The following is a 12,296-nucleotide window of genomic DNA, read 5'->3' as shown; positions in this document are numbered from 1 at the left end:
GAACAGGGAGATCCGCCATGAAGTTCCAGACCACCGTCCTGCTCGCCGGAAAGACCGCGACCGGTGTCGCCGTCCCGCCCGAGGTCGTCGAGGCACTCGGCGGCGGAAAGCGACCGAAGGTCCGCGTCACCATCGGGGACCACACCTTCCGGAACTCAGTGGCCCCGATGAACGGCACCTACATGCTCGGCCTGAACGCCGATGTCCGCCAGCAGACCGGCATCAGCGGCGGGGACGTCATCGAGATCGAGCTCCACCTGGACACCGAACCCCGCCAAGTCACCGTCCCCGCCGACTTCGCCGCAGCTCTGGACGCCGAACCGGCGGCCCGACGCTTCTTCGACGCCCTTTCCTACAGCAACCGCCGCGCGCACGTCCTGTCGATCGAAGGCGCCAAAACCGAAGCAACACGCCAGCGGCGCATCCAAAAGTCCGTCGCCACCCTCGCCGCCGGCAACGCCCGTTAGCAGAGTGCCGGGCCGGCCCGAAGAAGCGAGTCCCACGCGCAGCTGCGTCAACCGACGCAACGGGTGGGAATCGAGTAGCCGGGCTGTCCACGGTAACGACGACAATGCCTACGAAAATCTTGGAACCCTCTCCTCCGGACAGTTCCTCACCTGAGTCACGGTTCAGGTGCAGGTCGGTTTACCTTCTCCGTCAGGTGAGCTGATGGCGGTGCAGCGGGTCAGCATCTCGTCGTTGAAGACCTCGCGCCGGTACTTGGTCACGAAAACCAAGTGAACGTGGAGGGTGGAGACGACGTGACGGCCCCGGCGGATATCGGTATTTTGTTCCCAGCGTGGTGACATACACCACGCGCAGTATGGCCAACGAAACAACTGCGGGAAGGGGTGGGCCAGATGATCCGTGCGTACAAATTCCTCATGCGGCCCACCGTGCGCCAGACGATCGCGCTGGGCGAGATGCTGCGCGATCACTGCGGCCTCTACAACGGCGCACTCCAAGAGCGTCGCGACGCCTACCGGCACGTCTCCAGGACGAGCATCACGTACGGACAGCAGTCCGCGCAGCTCAAGGAGATCCGCGCCTTCGACCCCGAGCGTCACGGCCGCTGGTCATTCAGCTCGCAGCAGGCCACCTTGCGCCGCCTGGACAAGGCATTCGCCGCGTTCTTCCGCCGGATCAAGGCCGGTGATGCACCGGGCTATCCGCGCTTTCGTGGCGCAATGTGGTTCGACACGGTGGACTTCCCCAAGGACGGCGACGGCTGCCGGTGGGATGCCACCGCGCACGACCCCGTCACCCGCGTCCGCTTCCAAGGCGTCGGTCACGTCAAGGTCAACCAGCACAGGCCGGTGGTCGGCAAGGTCAAGACCGTCTCGGTCAAGCGCGAGGGCCGGAAATGGTTCGTCGTGCTCACCGCCGAACAGGCCCGGCCCCAACCGCTGCCCACGACAGGCAGCGTGGTCGGCATCGACATGGGCATCGCCTCGTTCCTGACCGACTCCAACGGCGCGCACATCAAAAACCCGCGTCATGCCCGCAATGCAGCCGCGAAGCTCCAAGCAGCACAACGGGCGCTGAGCCGCTACCCGCGTTGCAGGGCGCACCACCGCACCCGCAACCACCAACGGGCCGTCGAACGCGTCGCAGCCCTGCACGGCAAGGTGCGACGCCAGCGACTCGACCACGCGCACAAGACCGCGCTCGACCTGGTCCGTGAGCACGACGTCATCGCGCACGAAGACCTCAAGATCCGCAACATGAGCAAGACCGCCCAGCCGAAACCCGACCCCGACCATCCGGGCGCGTTCCTGCCTAACGGGGCCGCAGCCAAGTCCGGGCTCAACCGGGCGATAGCCGACGCCGGTTGGGGGGTGTTCCTGACGATCCTGCACGCCAAGGCTGAAAGCGCCGGACGAGAAGCAATCGCCGTGGACCCCCGCAACACCTCCCGCCAGTGCCCCCAATGCGGGCACACCGCGAAGGAGAACCGGCCCACACAGGAAAAGTTCCACTGCGTCTCGTGCGACCATCAGGCGCACGCCGACGAAGTCGGAGCAACCAACGTTCTACGGGCCGGGCTGGTCCATCGCAATGCCAACCAGGCATAGCGAGAAGCCACCCCCTTCAGGGGGTGGAGGAGTCACAGAACCGGGCTCCCTGAAAAGGCAGTTGCTCTGCGTCCGTCTGGACGACGGCAGATATGCGGGGAGCGCGGGGATCGACACCGACACTGGGGAGATCGGCGGGCAGCTGGCGCCCCATGCGCGAGGACAGGGGCTCGGCGCGGAGCTGTTCTGGGCCGCGACGGTCCTCGGTCACCAGCATCTGGGCCTGCGCACCGTGCGAGCCGGGCACGAGTCGGCGAACATCGCTTCGGCACGGTCGCTGGCCCGCGTCGGTTTCGTCCCTGCCGACGGGCCGGCCCGGCACATGCTCCCCAACGGACGTGAGATCGAGGCCCGTTGGATGAGCCACACCGCGACGGAGCGTGTCTCCCGGTGCGCCGGGCACAGCGGTTAGGCCGCGTTCTGGAAGTGAACCCTATGTCTCATCAATGCTGCGGCGGCCCAGGAGATCCGTCGAGCCCTCACTCCGGCGGGGTGTTCTCCTTCTCTGTCCCCGGCCCGGTCGCGGACGGACCGGAGTGGGAGTGGCGTGGCCGTCGGTCCCACCGCCCTCCGGCACTGCCCGTCGGGAGGTTGCTCAGTCGGTCAAGTCGATCCGGATCGTCAGGAGTTGGGTACCGAAGACGCGCACTGCGGCGCTGTTGTAGCGGGGAAGCTGCTTGAGCCGGGCTCGGGCATCGTCCTCGGGGAGCAGGTGCGCGGTGCCATGGTGCCAGCGGCCGCGCAGGCGGATGCGGACCGTCGGATCGGCCTGGATGTTGCGCACGTACTGCGACGTGAAGCCGAACTCCGAGACGAGCCAGAAAGTGTCGCCGACGCGGCGCCCGCCGACCGGGGTGCGGCGCGGCAGGCCGGAGGTGCGGCCGGTGGTCTCGACAACCGCTTGGCCCGGCAAGCGGGTCGACAGCGGGTTGGCGACCCGGCGCTGGAACGTCGTGACGATACGGTGCTTGGTCTCTCGGGGGCGCGACATGGCGGCACCTTAGCCGCTCTACCGGTCCGTACCCCGTCTGCGCCGTACGGGCGGTCGGGTTAACCCCCCTGTCGATCAACCGGGCCGCCGGATGGTTCCCTGACGTCCCATCGGCCATCGTCGGAGGCGTCAGGCAGTGATGCGTACGGGGAGAGGACACCGCGGTGCGACACAGGACTTCCAGGGCTGCGACGGCGATCGTGACACTCGCGCTGATCGGGGGAACAGTCGCCGTGACGCCCGCGGCGGCGACCGGGACCACGGGTTCCGAGGGCGTCTGGCGTGTGGACGGCTACGGCACGGTGCTGTCGATCGCGGACGGGCGGCTGCGGGAGTACCAGACGTCCCGGGCCGGCTGTGTGCTGGGCGACACCGCACGGCGCACCGGCCCCGGCACCTACACCGACTCCGAAGGGACCGTTCTCACCGTACGCCCGGGGACACTGAGCCTGTCCGGCTCGCCCGGCCACCGCGAACTGCACCGGCTGGCGCATCTGCCGGAGGTCTGCACGCGGCCGCTGCCGAACGACCCGGTGACGGCGTTCGACGTCTTCTGGCAGTCCTTCGAAGAGAACTACCCGTTCTTCGCCGCCAAGGGCATCGACTGGCACGCGGTCCGGGACACATACCGACCCCGAGTGCACGCCGACACCACGCGCGACGAACTCTTCGCCCTGTTCACCGGGATGGTGAAGCCGCTGTACGACGCGCACGTCGCGGTCATCGACGGCGACCGGCACTTCGGGCAGGGCCGCCCCGGCACGGTCGTGCCAGGACCCGAACTGGACGCCAAAGTGCAGGAGTTCGTGGAACGCCGCGACCTCGGCGGCCGCGAACTGCGCCGGTTCGCGGACGGCCGTATCGGCTACGCGGACCTGCCCGGCGGGCAGGGGTATCTGCGAATCTCCGGATTCGCCGGATACGCGGGCGACGAGCGGTCGTACGCCGTCCACCTCGCGGAGCTCGACAAGGCGCTGAACGCCGTGCTGACCGAGCGCCGGACACACTCCCTCAAGGGCCTGGTCATCGATCTGCGGATCAACGGCGGCGGCTACGACTCGCTCGGCCTGCACATCGCGGAGCGCCTCACGGACACCCCGTACACCGCGTACCGCAAGCGCACGCAGTACACGCGCCCGCAGCCCATCGCTGTGCGGCCCGCACACGGCGTACCGCGCTACACGGGCCCGATCGCCGTGCTCACCGGCGGGTCGACGGTCAGTGCGGGCGAGACGTTCACCCAGGCGCTCATCGACCGGCCCGGCACCACGGTGCGCATCGGGCAGCCCACGCAGGGCGTCTTCTCCGACACCCTCACGCGCACGCTCCCCAACGGCATGGAGGTCTGGCTGCCGAACGAGCTGTTCCTCAACCGCTCGGGGACGACGTACGACGGCACGGGCATCCCGCCGAACGTCCGCACGCCCGTCTTCACCGACGAGGAGTTCGCGAAGGACCGCGACTCGGCCTTCGACGCGGCCCTCGCCCTGCTGCGTCAGTCCTCGTCGCCGGTCGGCACTTGAACTGATCGCCGCCGCATCAGCCGACGGTAAGGACTGCGTTGCCGCGGATCCTCCGGCCGCGCAGTTCGGTGATGACGTCGGCGGTGCGGCTCCAGTCGCGTACGGTGCCGATCTCGGGGTGCAGGCGGCCTGCGGCCACCAGGCGGACCAGCGCTGTCAGGTCCTGGCCGTACGTCGTGTCCGCTGCCGTGTAGTCGAAGTGCGCGATGCGCGCCTGGTTCGGCCCCTTGAAGAAGTCGAAGAAGTCGAGCGTCACGGGCTCGCGGCTGGCCTGGCCGAACCAGACCAGCAGCCCGCCCGGCTCCAGGCGGGCCAGCGCGGCGGGCAGGGAGGCCCCGCCGACCGATTCCAGCACCACGTCGTACAGGCCTGTCGCGTCGGCCGCCGACGTGACCAGTTCGGTGGCGCCGAGCTGGAGGAGTTGCGCGCCGCGTTCCGCCGTGGCGGTGACTGCGGTGAGGTCCGCGCCGGAGGCGGCGACCAGTTCGGTCACGTAGTGGCCTACTCCCCCGCTGGCCCCGGTGAGCAGGACGCGGCGGCCGGCGAGCGGGCCGGCGGCGCGCAGCAGCCGCAGTGCGGTGATCCCGGCGAGCGGGAGGGCCGCGGCGGTCACGGCGTCGACGCTGTTGGGGAGTTCGGCCAGGTTCGCGGTGGGCACGGTGACGCGCTCGGCCCAGCCGTACGCCGGCGGGTGGGCCACCACGCGGGTTCCGGTCGCTGGTCCTGTGCCGTCGGCGGCCGCCCGTACGACGGTGCCTGCGACGTCCTTGCCGGGGCGCCATCCTGCCCAGCGGCGGTCGAGGCCGCCGTCGAGCTGGAAGGTCTCGCCCCGGTTCACGGAGTACGCCTCCACCGCGACGACGGCCTCGCCGGCGGCGGGCTCGGGCTCGGCGACTTCACCGAGTACGACGGGCTTGTCGGCATCGGCGGCGGATCCGGGCAGCATGGCCTTCATGGTTCACAGCTCCTGTTGAAGTACGCGGGTGTTCAGGGGACTCGGGGTGCGGCTCAGGCGAAGACGACGGTCTTGGCGTGGAGGGTGTCGAAGTGCTCACGCACGGCGGTGATCCGGCCTTCCCGGACCGTGAAGATCGCCAGGCAGTGCTGGTCGTAGCGGCCGCCTGCCCGCGCCAGGCCCCGGGTGTTCCATTCGGCGAGGACCCGCTCGCCCTCCGCGATCAGTCCCTCGAACTCGAACTCCATCGACTCCGGCACCAGCCGGGCCACCATCGCCGGCACGAACGTGCCGAGGATCTCGTCCGGGCCCGTCCACGTTCCCGACAGCGGCAGATCGCCGGCGAGCGTCCAGGTCGCGTCGGGCGTGAAGAAGTCACGCAGCGCGTCCATGTCGCCCGTCATCAGTGTGTCCATGTACGCCTGGACAACTGTCTTGCTCGCTCGGGTGATTTCCTGCTGGTTCATGGTGAGTCCCTTCTCCGTGTTCGAGGCGTCGGCTTTCCGACGCCTCGAACACTAGGAATCCCCCACCGTGGAAGGGAAAGACCTGTTCGCACCGGGTCCAGAACAGACCGGCATAAGTCCAGTTCAGGGCGGTTGTAGGGTGCGTGGCATGGCAGATCTTCGACGTCTCCGTTACTTCCTCGCCGTAGCCGAGGAGCGGAATTTCACCCGGGCCGCCGAGCGCCTGCACATCGCCCAGCCCGCCCTGAGTCGCCAAATACGCCAACTGGAACAGGAGTTGGGCGTACGACTGCTGGAGCGCACCACTCAGCAGGTGGAGCCCACCGAGGCCGGCCGGCTCATGATGGAGCGCGGGGCGCCCCTCTGCGAGGAGGCCGACCGGCTGTGGCGGGACGTGCGCGGCTTCGCGTCGGGCGAGTGCGGCAGCGTGTCGGTGGGCTACAGCGCGAGCACCGGATACGAGACCGCGCCCACCCTGCTCGCCGCGCTCGCCGAGGCCCATCCCGGTATCAGCGTCAGCACGCGGTTGCTGCCCACCGCCGAGATCCTGGCGGGCGTCGCCGACGGCACACTCGACGCCGGCCTGGTCCGGTGCCCGCCGCCGACCCCGCAACTGGTCCGCACCCTGGTGCGCCTGGAACCCCAGGGCGTACTCATGGCCGAGGACCACCCCCTCGCCGCCGATCCGGACGAGATCGCCGTCACCGCGCTCGCCGACAAGACAGTGCTCGTCCACAGCCGCAGCGACAACCCTGGCCACTACGACGCGATCACCGGCATCTTCGAACGCGCCGGAATCTCACCGAGGCTGCTCGAGCGCCAACTGTCCTTCGACGCCTCCTACATGCCCGTCGCCCGGGGCGAGGCCGTCTCTGTCGTCGGCGAGTCCGCCCTGCCCGGCCTTCCTGCCGGGCTGGTGTGGTGGCCGCTGTCCCCGGCGGCGACCATCGAGATCCACCTGCTCACGCGCGGCGGCACCGGCCGCCCCGCCACGGCCCGGCTGCTGCAGGTCGCCTCCCGCACCACCCGCGACCACGGCTGGCTCCGCCCACCGGCGTGAGTCCCGCGCACCGGGCCCTCGTACGTACGACTCCCGGCCTGCAGCTATGCCGGTTCGTTCTGAACCGATCCGGAACAGGTCTTTCCCCTGCCGCACCGGCCCTTCCTAGGGTCGGGGGTGTCCACAATCACCCCCCGAACAGGAGCACTTCACCATGACCACCTCCGAGACGCGGCAGGTCGTACTCCGCTACTTCGATGCCCTGGCCGCAGGCGATCAGCAGACCATCCGCGACAGCTGGGCGGAGGACGGCTCCTGCTGGTACGGCGGCGACCTCCCGATCTCCAGCACCTGGCAGGGCCGGGATCAGGTGATCGACGGCTTCCTGGCGACGGCGTTCGCCCACCTGGACGGGGAGAAGGAGATCGGACTGAAGGTCACCAACGTCTTCGGCGAGGGCGAGCAGTTGCTCGTCGAATGGGACTCCTGGGCGACCGGCAAGACCGGTCGCCCGTACCACGAGAAGAACATCGGGGTCTTCGTCGTACGTGCCGGGAAGATCCGCACGATGCGCGAGTACGCCGACACCCAGCACTGGGAGCGCGCCCTCGTCGCACCCGCGTAGCGGACTTGCCGCGGACCACACCTGGCGGCCCCTGCGGGGCGTTCGGGCCCCGCCGTGCGTCGGGTGGGCAGCGAGATGGGTCAAATGGCCTTTTCGCTCGTGCCGGACGGTGAGGCGGCGGTGTGCGCAGGGCGGGCGGAAGTCCGGCCCAGATGGTGGAAGAACAGGTTGAGCAGGACGGCCGAGAGTGTGCCGAGCATGATGCCGCTCTCGAAGAGCACTTGGAGCTGCCGCGTGGGCATGTGCTCCGCGAACTGCGGATAGGCGGTGGGGAGGAATCCGATGCCGAGGCTCGCCGCGACCAGCACGGTGTTGCGGGCATCGGAGAGGTCGGCCTTGACGAGGATCTGTACGCCGACGACAGCGATCGTGGAGAACAGGACGATGGTCGCGCCGCCCAGCACGTCGGCCGGCATGGCGGCAACCACCGCACCCACCTTGGGCATCAGGCCGAGGACCAGCATGAGGACGCCGGCCGCCGCGACGATCCAGCGGGAGGTGACGCGGGTCAGCCGCAGCAGTCCGACATTCTGCGAGTAGACCGTGGTCGGGAAGGAGTTGATCAGCCCGGCCAGGACGGTCGCCAGTCCGTCGGCGCGCAGTGCACGGGTGATGTCCCGTTCGCCGACCTCCCGTCCGGCGATGTCTCCGACAGCGAAGAACTGGCCGATGGACTCCACTGCGATGATCACGAGTACGAGGACGATCGCGAGGACGGCCATCACGTCGAAGCGCGGTGCGCCGTAGTGCAGCGGGGCCTGCATGCCGACCCAGTCGGCCTTGCCTATCCCGGAGAAGTCCGTACGTCCCACGGTCGCAGCCAGTGCCGTTCCGGCGGCGAGGCCCACGAGCACGGCGACGGACGCGAGGAAACCCTTGGCGAACCGGGACAGCACCACGATCACCGCCAGCGTGGCACCGGCCAGGCCGAGATGCGCAGGGGTGCCGAAGTCGGGTGCGGAGGAGTCGCCACCGCCGACTTGCCGCGCCGCAACACCCATGAGGGTCACGCCGACGATGATCACGATGGTGCCGGTGACCAGCGGAGGGAAGAAGCGTATGAGTCGGCCGAAAACCGGTGCGACGAGGAAGAGAACCGCTCCCGCCGCGATCACCGCTCCGAAGACCGTGGGCAGTCCGGCCTTCCCGCCGCCCGCGACAACACCGACCGACACCAAGGAGGGCACGGCTGCGGTCGACATGCCCTGGACCACGGGCAGTCGGATTCCGATGCCCGGCAGGCCGACCGCCTGCAGAAGCGTCGCAGCCCCGCAGGCCACCAGCGCGGTGTTGATCAGGGCCGCCGTATCAGCAGCGGTCAACCCCATCCCCTGAGCCACCAAAAGCGGCATGACCACCGCACCCGCGTAGAACGCGAGGACGTGCTGCAGGCCCAGCGCACCCAGTCGCCACCATCGCGGCACTGCTTCGACCGGGTCGACGGCAGGGCCTCCGGCGCTTGTCCTGTCCTGCACCTGCACCTGCGCCGCTTGCGTGCGTGTGTCGGTCACGATGTCGCCACCCTTGTCCGCCGGTCCTGATTCCCGTTGCCGTTACGCCATGGCTCTGTCAGGGCCCCGAATCCCGCCCGCCGCACCAAGTGCTCCGCCCGCTCCCGCGCGTGCGCGACCAGAGCTTCCTCGTCGACGCCCGGGCAGTGGCCGTTTTCGTACACGATGCGCCCGCCCACGAGCGTCATCGCGACGTCCGCCGCACGGGCGGAGTAGACGAGTGCGGACACCGCCCGGTGCAGGGGCTGTACGGCTGTTCCCTTCAGGTCCACCACCACCAGATCGGCCAACGCGCCCGGCCGGATCACCCCGCCGCCTTCGACACCCGCGTACCGGGCACCGTCGCGCGTCGCGGCTTCAATAACCTCCTCGCACCGCACGGCAGTTGGATCGAGCCTGCTCAGGCGCTGCCCGAAGAGGGTCTGCTTCATCACCTCGAACATGTCCTGGCGACCGCCGGCGCTGGGGCCGTCCGTACCGAGCGCCACCATCGCGCCCGCGTCGCGCAGGCCGCGCCAGGGCATCGCGCCGGAGGCCAGGTACGCGTTGGAGCAGGGGCAGTGCGCCACTCCCGCCCCGTACGCACCGACCGCCTCGGTCTCCTCCTCGTCGAGCCACACCGCATGGGCCAGCGTGGCGTGTTCGTCCAGCAGGTTCTCGGCCGCCAGCCAGGCCACCGGCCGTTCCCCGTACCGGCCCAGGAAGCTCTGCGGGTCCTTGGGCCCCTCGCTGCAGTGGGTGTGCCAGCGCACCCCGTGCTCACGGGCAAGGGCGACGGCTCCGCGCACCAGATCCCGGTCACCGTAGGAGAGGTTGAGAGGGGCGGGCCAGACGCGCACCATGGATTCGGCGCCACGCGCGGACATGCACTGCCGGGTGAGGTCGAGTTCCTGCTCGGTGCTGTAGCGGTAAAGGGCTGTGGGCAGGCCCCGTGCGTCGGCGACGGCAGTACGGTCACCGAGCATGCCGCGGGCGACTGCCCCGCGCAGCCCGATCTCCTCGATCGCGTCGGCGACGGCCAGGACGGTCTCGGGGTCGCTGGGCGCGTAGTGGTGGTCGACGACCGTGGTGATGCCGGCCCGGGCGGCCTCCACGGCACCGAGTCGGGCGGCGATCCGGGCATCCTCGGAGTCGAGGTGAATGGCGTACGGCCACATGAACTCGTTCAGCCACCGCCCGATGGCGAGACCATCGCCGATGCCGCGGGCCAGGCTCTGGAACAGGTGTGTGTGAGCGTCGGTGAATCCGGGCAGGACGGCGCTGCCGCGGCAGTCGACGGTGCGGAGCGGCCGCCAGCGGGCGACCAGGTCGGTGGTGGGGCCGACGTCGACGATGCGATCGCCGTCGACGGCCACCGCGCCGTCGGGGTGAACAGTGCGCGCGTCATCGACGGTGACCACTTGGGCACCGGACAACAACAGCGTGCACGGACGTGGTTCGGACATGAGGGACCCCGCTTTCGTGCGTGGGTGTAGGAGAAGGGCCGCCGTGACCGCTCGCGCGGCCACGGCGGCAGAAGCCACCCCCGAGGGCGGCTTGCCGGTCAGCCGGCGAAGTTGGCAGCGATGCGCTGCCGCAGGTACTCCTCGGCGGTGATGGGTGCGTGGCGCCCGTCCGGCGCGGCGATCACCGCGTCCCGGTCAGCCTGCGCGAAGTAGGCGATGGAGTAGCGCGGACCCTGGTCGTCCTGCGGACCGGGCGCGGCGACCCGGTGGAAGTTGGACGGCAGGAGATCGCCGCTCCACCGCATGAGCATGTCGCCGATGTTGCAGGTGATGAGGTCGGCGCGAGCCGGTACGGGCGTCCAGGCGCGGCTGTCGGCCTCCTTGCCCGGGCACACCTGGAGACCGTCCTGCCCATCGCGCTGGAAGAGGAGAGTCAGGCAGTCGAAGTCGGTGTGAGCTCCGGCGCGCCACCCGCCCTCCGCTGTGCCGCGTGCCTTCTCGGGGACGGCGTAGTAGTGCAGCAGCCGCAGGGTGCTCTGGTGCAGGGGGCTCGCCGGATCATGCCGCCGGGCGAAGAAGTCACGGGCGAGGCCGAGACGTTCGGCGAAGCAGGACAGCACCTGGTGGGCGAGCGTGTGACAGCGGCGCTCGAAATCCAGCAAGGTCTCACGGAATCCCGGCAGTTCCCCCTCGTCCGGCCACAGCCCGTCCATGTGCGGCCGGGTGAGCTGGTAGGACTCCTTCTCGTCCGGGGTACCGGTGGAGGGGCGTACCTGACTGCGGTACTCCCAGCCCGTGTTCAGACCCTTCTTGAGCGCGTGGCCGCTCTTGATGCCGACGGGCAGATCGAAGTACGCCTCGGCTGCGGCGAACGCCTCGTCGATCTCGGCCGGGTCGAGGCCGTGCCCGGAGAGCTGGAAGAAACCGATCTCGGTGGCGGCCTGCCACAACTCCTCGGTGATGTCGTCGCGCCGGGCTTCGAAGTCGGTCAGATCGACGACCCGGATGTCCCGGGTGACGGTCGCTGTCCCGGGCGCGGCACCCATCCGCCGCTCCCGGTCGAGCTCCTGCTCAGCCCCGGGCTCTCGCTCGACGGGTATGTCGTACGGCTGTGTGGTCAACGTGGTTCTCCCTGGTCACTACGTACGCGGCCGCTGAGCCCGTACGCGGGGGAACGAAGCGCGGTCACCGCCCCCGGCGCTTCCACCGTCCCGCACGCGGCGGGCCGGGCACGCACGCACCGGCCTTGCTGCCGGACGCGTCGTGAGCTTGCAGCCCCGGCGGGCGGATGAGCCCGTCGATCCCGGGAGCTGCGCGATGGCGAGAGTCTTGCGCCCAGGTGTTACGTGAGTGCTACGGAAGGTGTCTCCTGCGTTAAAGCCGGTCGGTGAACGACGGTGAGCATGCTGGGCAACTGGGCCCTGATGCCGCTCGACGCCACGATTGAGGTCCACCGGTTGCAGATGCGGTTCCAGGAGGAACTGGAACGCGACGTTGCCTCCGCGCTCGGCGGCACGTCATGGTCCAGCCCGGCCGCAACCTGGCACCGGACTCATGGCCGATCCTCGCGGTGGCTGGGCGGCGGGCGGGCCGTGACGCCCGCGATCATGAGGTCGACGCCGACCGGGAACTGTGCACGGTCGTCGTGGTCGAGTCCCAGGTCGGCGACAGCTCGGGATGAAGGGGGAATCCTCGGGGCTGCGG

The 12,296-nt window shown here is 69.6% G+C and carries 13 protein-coding genes and 1 pseudogene; 7 read left to right on the top strand and 7 right to left on the bottom strand.

The features are described from left to right. Positions 1-17 precede the first annotated feature (17 nt). Complete coding sequence (locus tag OG707_RS40345; protein WP_329127035.1) at positions 18-467, top strand: YdeI/OmpD-associated family protein; 450 nt, start codon at positions 18-20, stop codon at positions 465-467. A 201-nt stretch (positions 468-668) separates the two neighbouring features. Here the strand turns inward: OG707_RS40345 and OG707_RS40340 are convergent. Next, positions 669-809 (bottom strand): annotated as a pseudogene (locus OG707_RS40340) (transposase); the annotation flags it as partial. A 51-nt stretch (positions 810-860) separates the two neighbouring features. Between OG707_RS40340 and OG707_RS40335 the strand changes: the two are divergent. Both OG707_RS40335 and OG707_RS40330 read left to right on the top strand, forming a co-directional pair. Beyond that, positions 861-2,075 (top strand): RNA-guided endonuclease InsQ/TnpB family protein, encoded by a 1,215-nt coding sequence (locus OG707_RS40335; protein ID WP_329127033.1) that lies wholly within the window; start codon positions 861-863, stop codon positions 2,073-2,075. 61 nt (positions 2,076-2,136) lie between these two features. Next, entirely contained in the window at positions 2,137-2,487 is a 351-nt protein-coding gene (locus tag OG707_RS40330; RefSeq protein WP_329127032.1) for a GNAT family N-acetyltransferase, read from the top strand. Positions 2,488-2,670: 183 nt separating this feature from the next. On the opposite strand, the gene OG707_RS40325 is transcribed toward OG707_RS40330, so the two are convergent. Continuing rightward, positions 2,671-3,066, bottom strand: coding sequence for a nitroreductase/quinone reductase family protein (locus tag OG707_RS40325; RefSeq protein WP_329127031.1), 396 nt, complete (start codon positions 3,064-3,066; stop codon positions 2,671-2,673). Positions 3,067-3,230: 164 nt separating this feature from the next. On the opposite strand from OG707_RS40325, the gene OG707_RS40320 reads away from it, so the two are divergent. Beyond that, on the top strand, positions 3,231-4,589 hold the full coding sequence (locus tag OG707_RS40320) for a S41 family peptidase (protein ID WP_443071455.1): 1,359 nt from the start codon (positions 3,231-3,233) through the stop codon (positions 4,587-4,589). Between the two features lie 16 nt (positions 4,590-4,605). Here the strand turns inward: OG707_RS40320 and OG707_RS40315 are convergent, their stop codons facing one another. Together OG707_RS40315 and OG707_RS40310 are read right to left on the bottom strand one after the other, a co-directional pair. Then, positions 4,606-5,544 (bottom strand): zinc-binding dehydrogenase, encoded by a 939-nt coding sequence (locus OG707_RS40315; protein ID WP_329127029.1) that lies wholly within the window; start codon positions 5,542-5,544, stop codon positions 4,606-4,608. Positions 5,545-5,597: 53 nt separating this feature from the next. Continuing rightward, positions 5,598-6,011, bottom strand: coding sequence for a nuclear transport factor 2 family protein (locus tag OG707_RS40310; protein WP_329127028.1), 414 nt, complete (start codon positions 6,009-6,011; stop codon positions 5,598-5,600). Positions 6,012-6,159: 148 nt separating this feature from the next. Here OG707_RS40310 and OG707_RS40305 point away from each other — a divergent pair, with 148 nt between their 5' ends. Then, entirely contained in the window at positions 6,160-7,071 is a 912-nt protein-coding gene (locus tag OG707_RS40305) for a LysR family transcriptional regulator (protein WP_329127026.1), read from the top strand. 154 nt (positions 7,072-7,225) lie between these two features. After that, positions 7,226-7,636: a nuclear transport factor 2 family protein gene (locus OG707_RS40300; RefSeq protein WP_329127024.1), complete on the top strand. Its 411-nt coding sequence runs from the start codon at positions 7,226-7,228 to the stop codon at positions 7,634-7,636. A gap of 80 nt (positions 7,637-7,716) precedes the next feature. Here OG707_RS40300 and OG707_RS40295 read toward each other — a convergent pair whose 3' ends face one another. From OG707_RS40295 to OG707_RS40285, 3 genes are all read right to left on the bottom strand, one after another. Next, on the bottom strand, positions 7,717-9,147 hold the full coding sequence (locus OG707_RS40295; RefSeq protein ID WP_443071454.1) for a nucleobase:cation symporter-2 family protein: 1,431 nt from the start codon (positions 9,145-9,147) through the stop codon (positions 7,717-7,719). Next, positions 9,144-10,592, bottom strand: a complete 1,449-nt coding sequence (locus OG707_RS40290; protein WP_329127023.1) for an amidohydrolase family protein — start codon at positions 10,590-10,592, stop codon at positions 9,144-9,146. Before OG707_RS40290 ends, OG707_RS40295 begins: the two co-directional genes overlap by 4 nt. A 98-nt stretch (positions 10,593-10,690) precedes the next feature. Then, the gene (locus OG707_RS40285; RefSeq protein ID WP_329128218.1) at positions 10,691-11,638 is read right to left on the bottom strand and encodes an isopenicillin N synthase family dioxygenase; all 948 of its coding nucleotides are present in this window, start codon (positions 11,636-11,638) and stop codon (positions 10,691-10,693) included. A 473-nt stretch (positions 11,639-12,111) separates the two neighbouring features. Here OG707_RS40285 and OG707_RS40280 point away from each other — a divergent pair, with 473 nt between their 5' ends. Further along, on the top strand, positions 12,112-12,273 hold the full coding sequence (locus OG707_RS40280; RefSeq protein ID WP_329127021.1) for a hypothetical protein: 162 nt from the start codon (positions 12,112-12,114) through the stop codon (positions 12,271-12,273). The last annotated feature ends 23 nt before the right edge of the window (positions 12,274-12,296 follow it).

Source organism: Streptomyces sp. NBC_01465 (assembly GCF_036227325.1).
Taxonomy (GTDB): domain Bacteria; phylum Actinomycetota; class Actinomycetes; order Streptomycetales; family Streptomycetaceae; genus Streptomyces.
The sequence above is the reverse complement of the archived record's forward strand: the minus strand, read 5'-3'. Positions and strand labels throughout refer to the sequence as shown.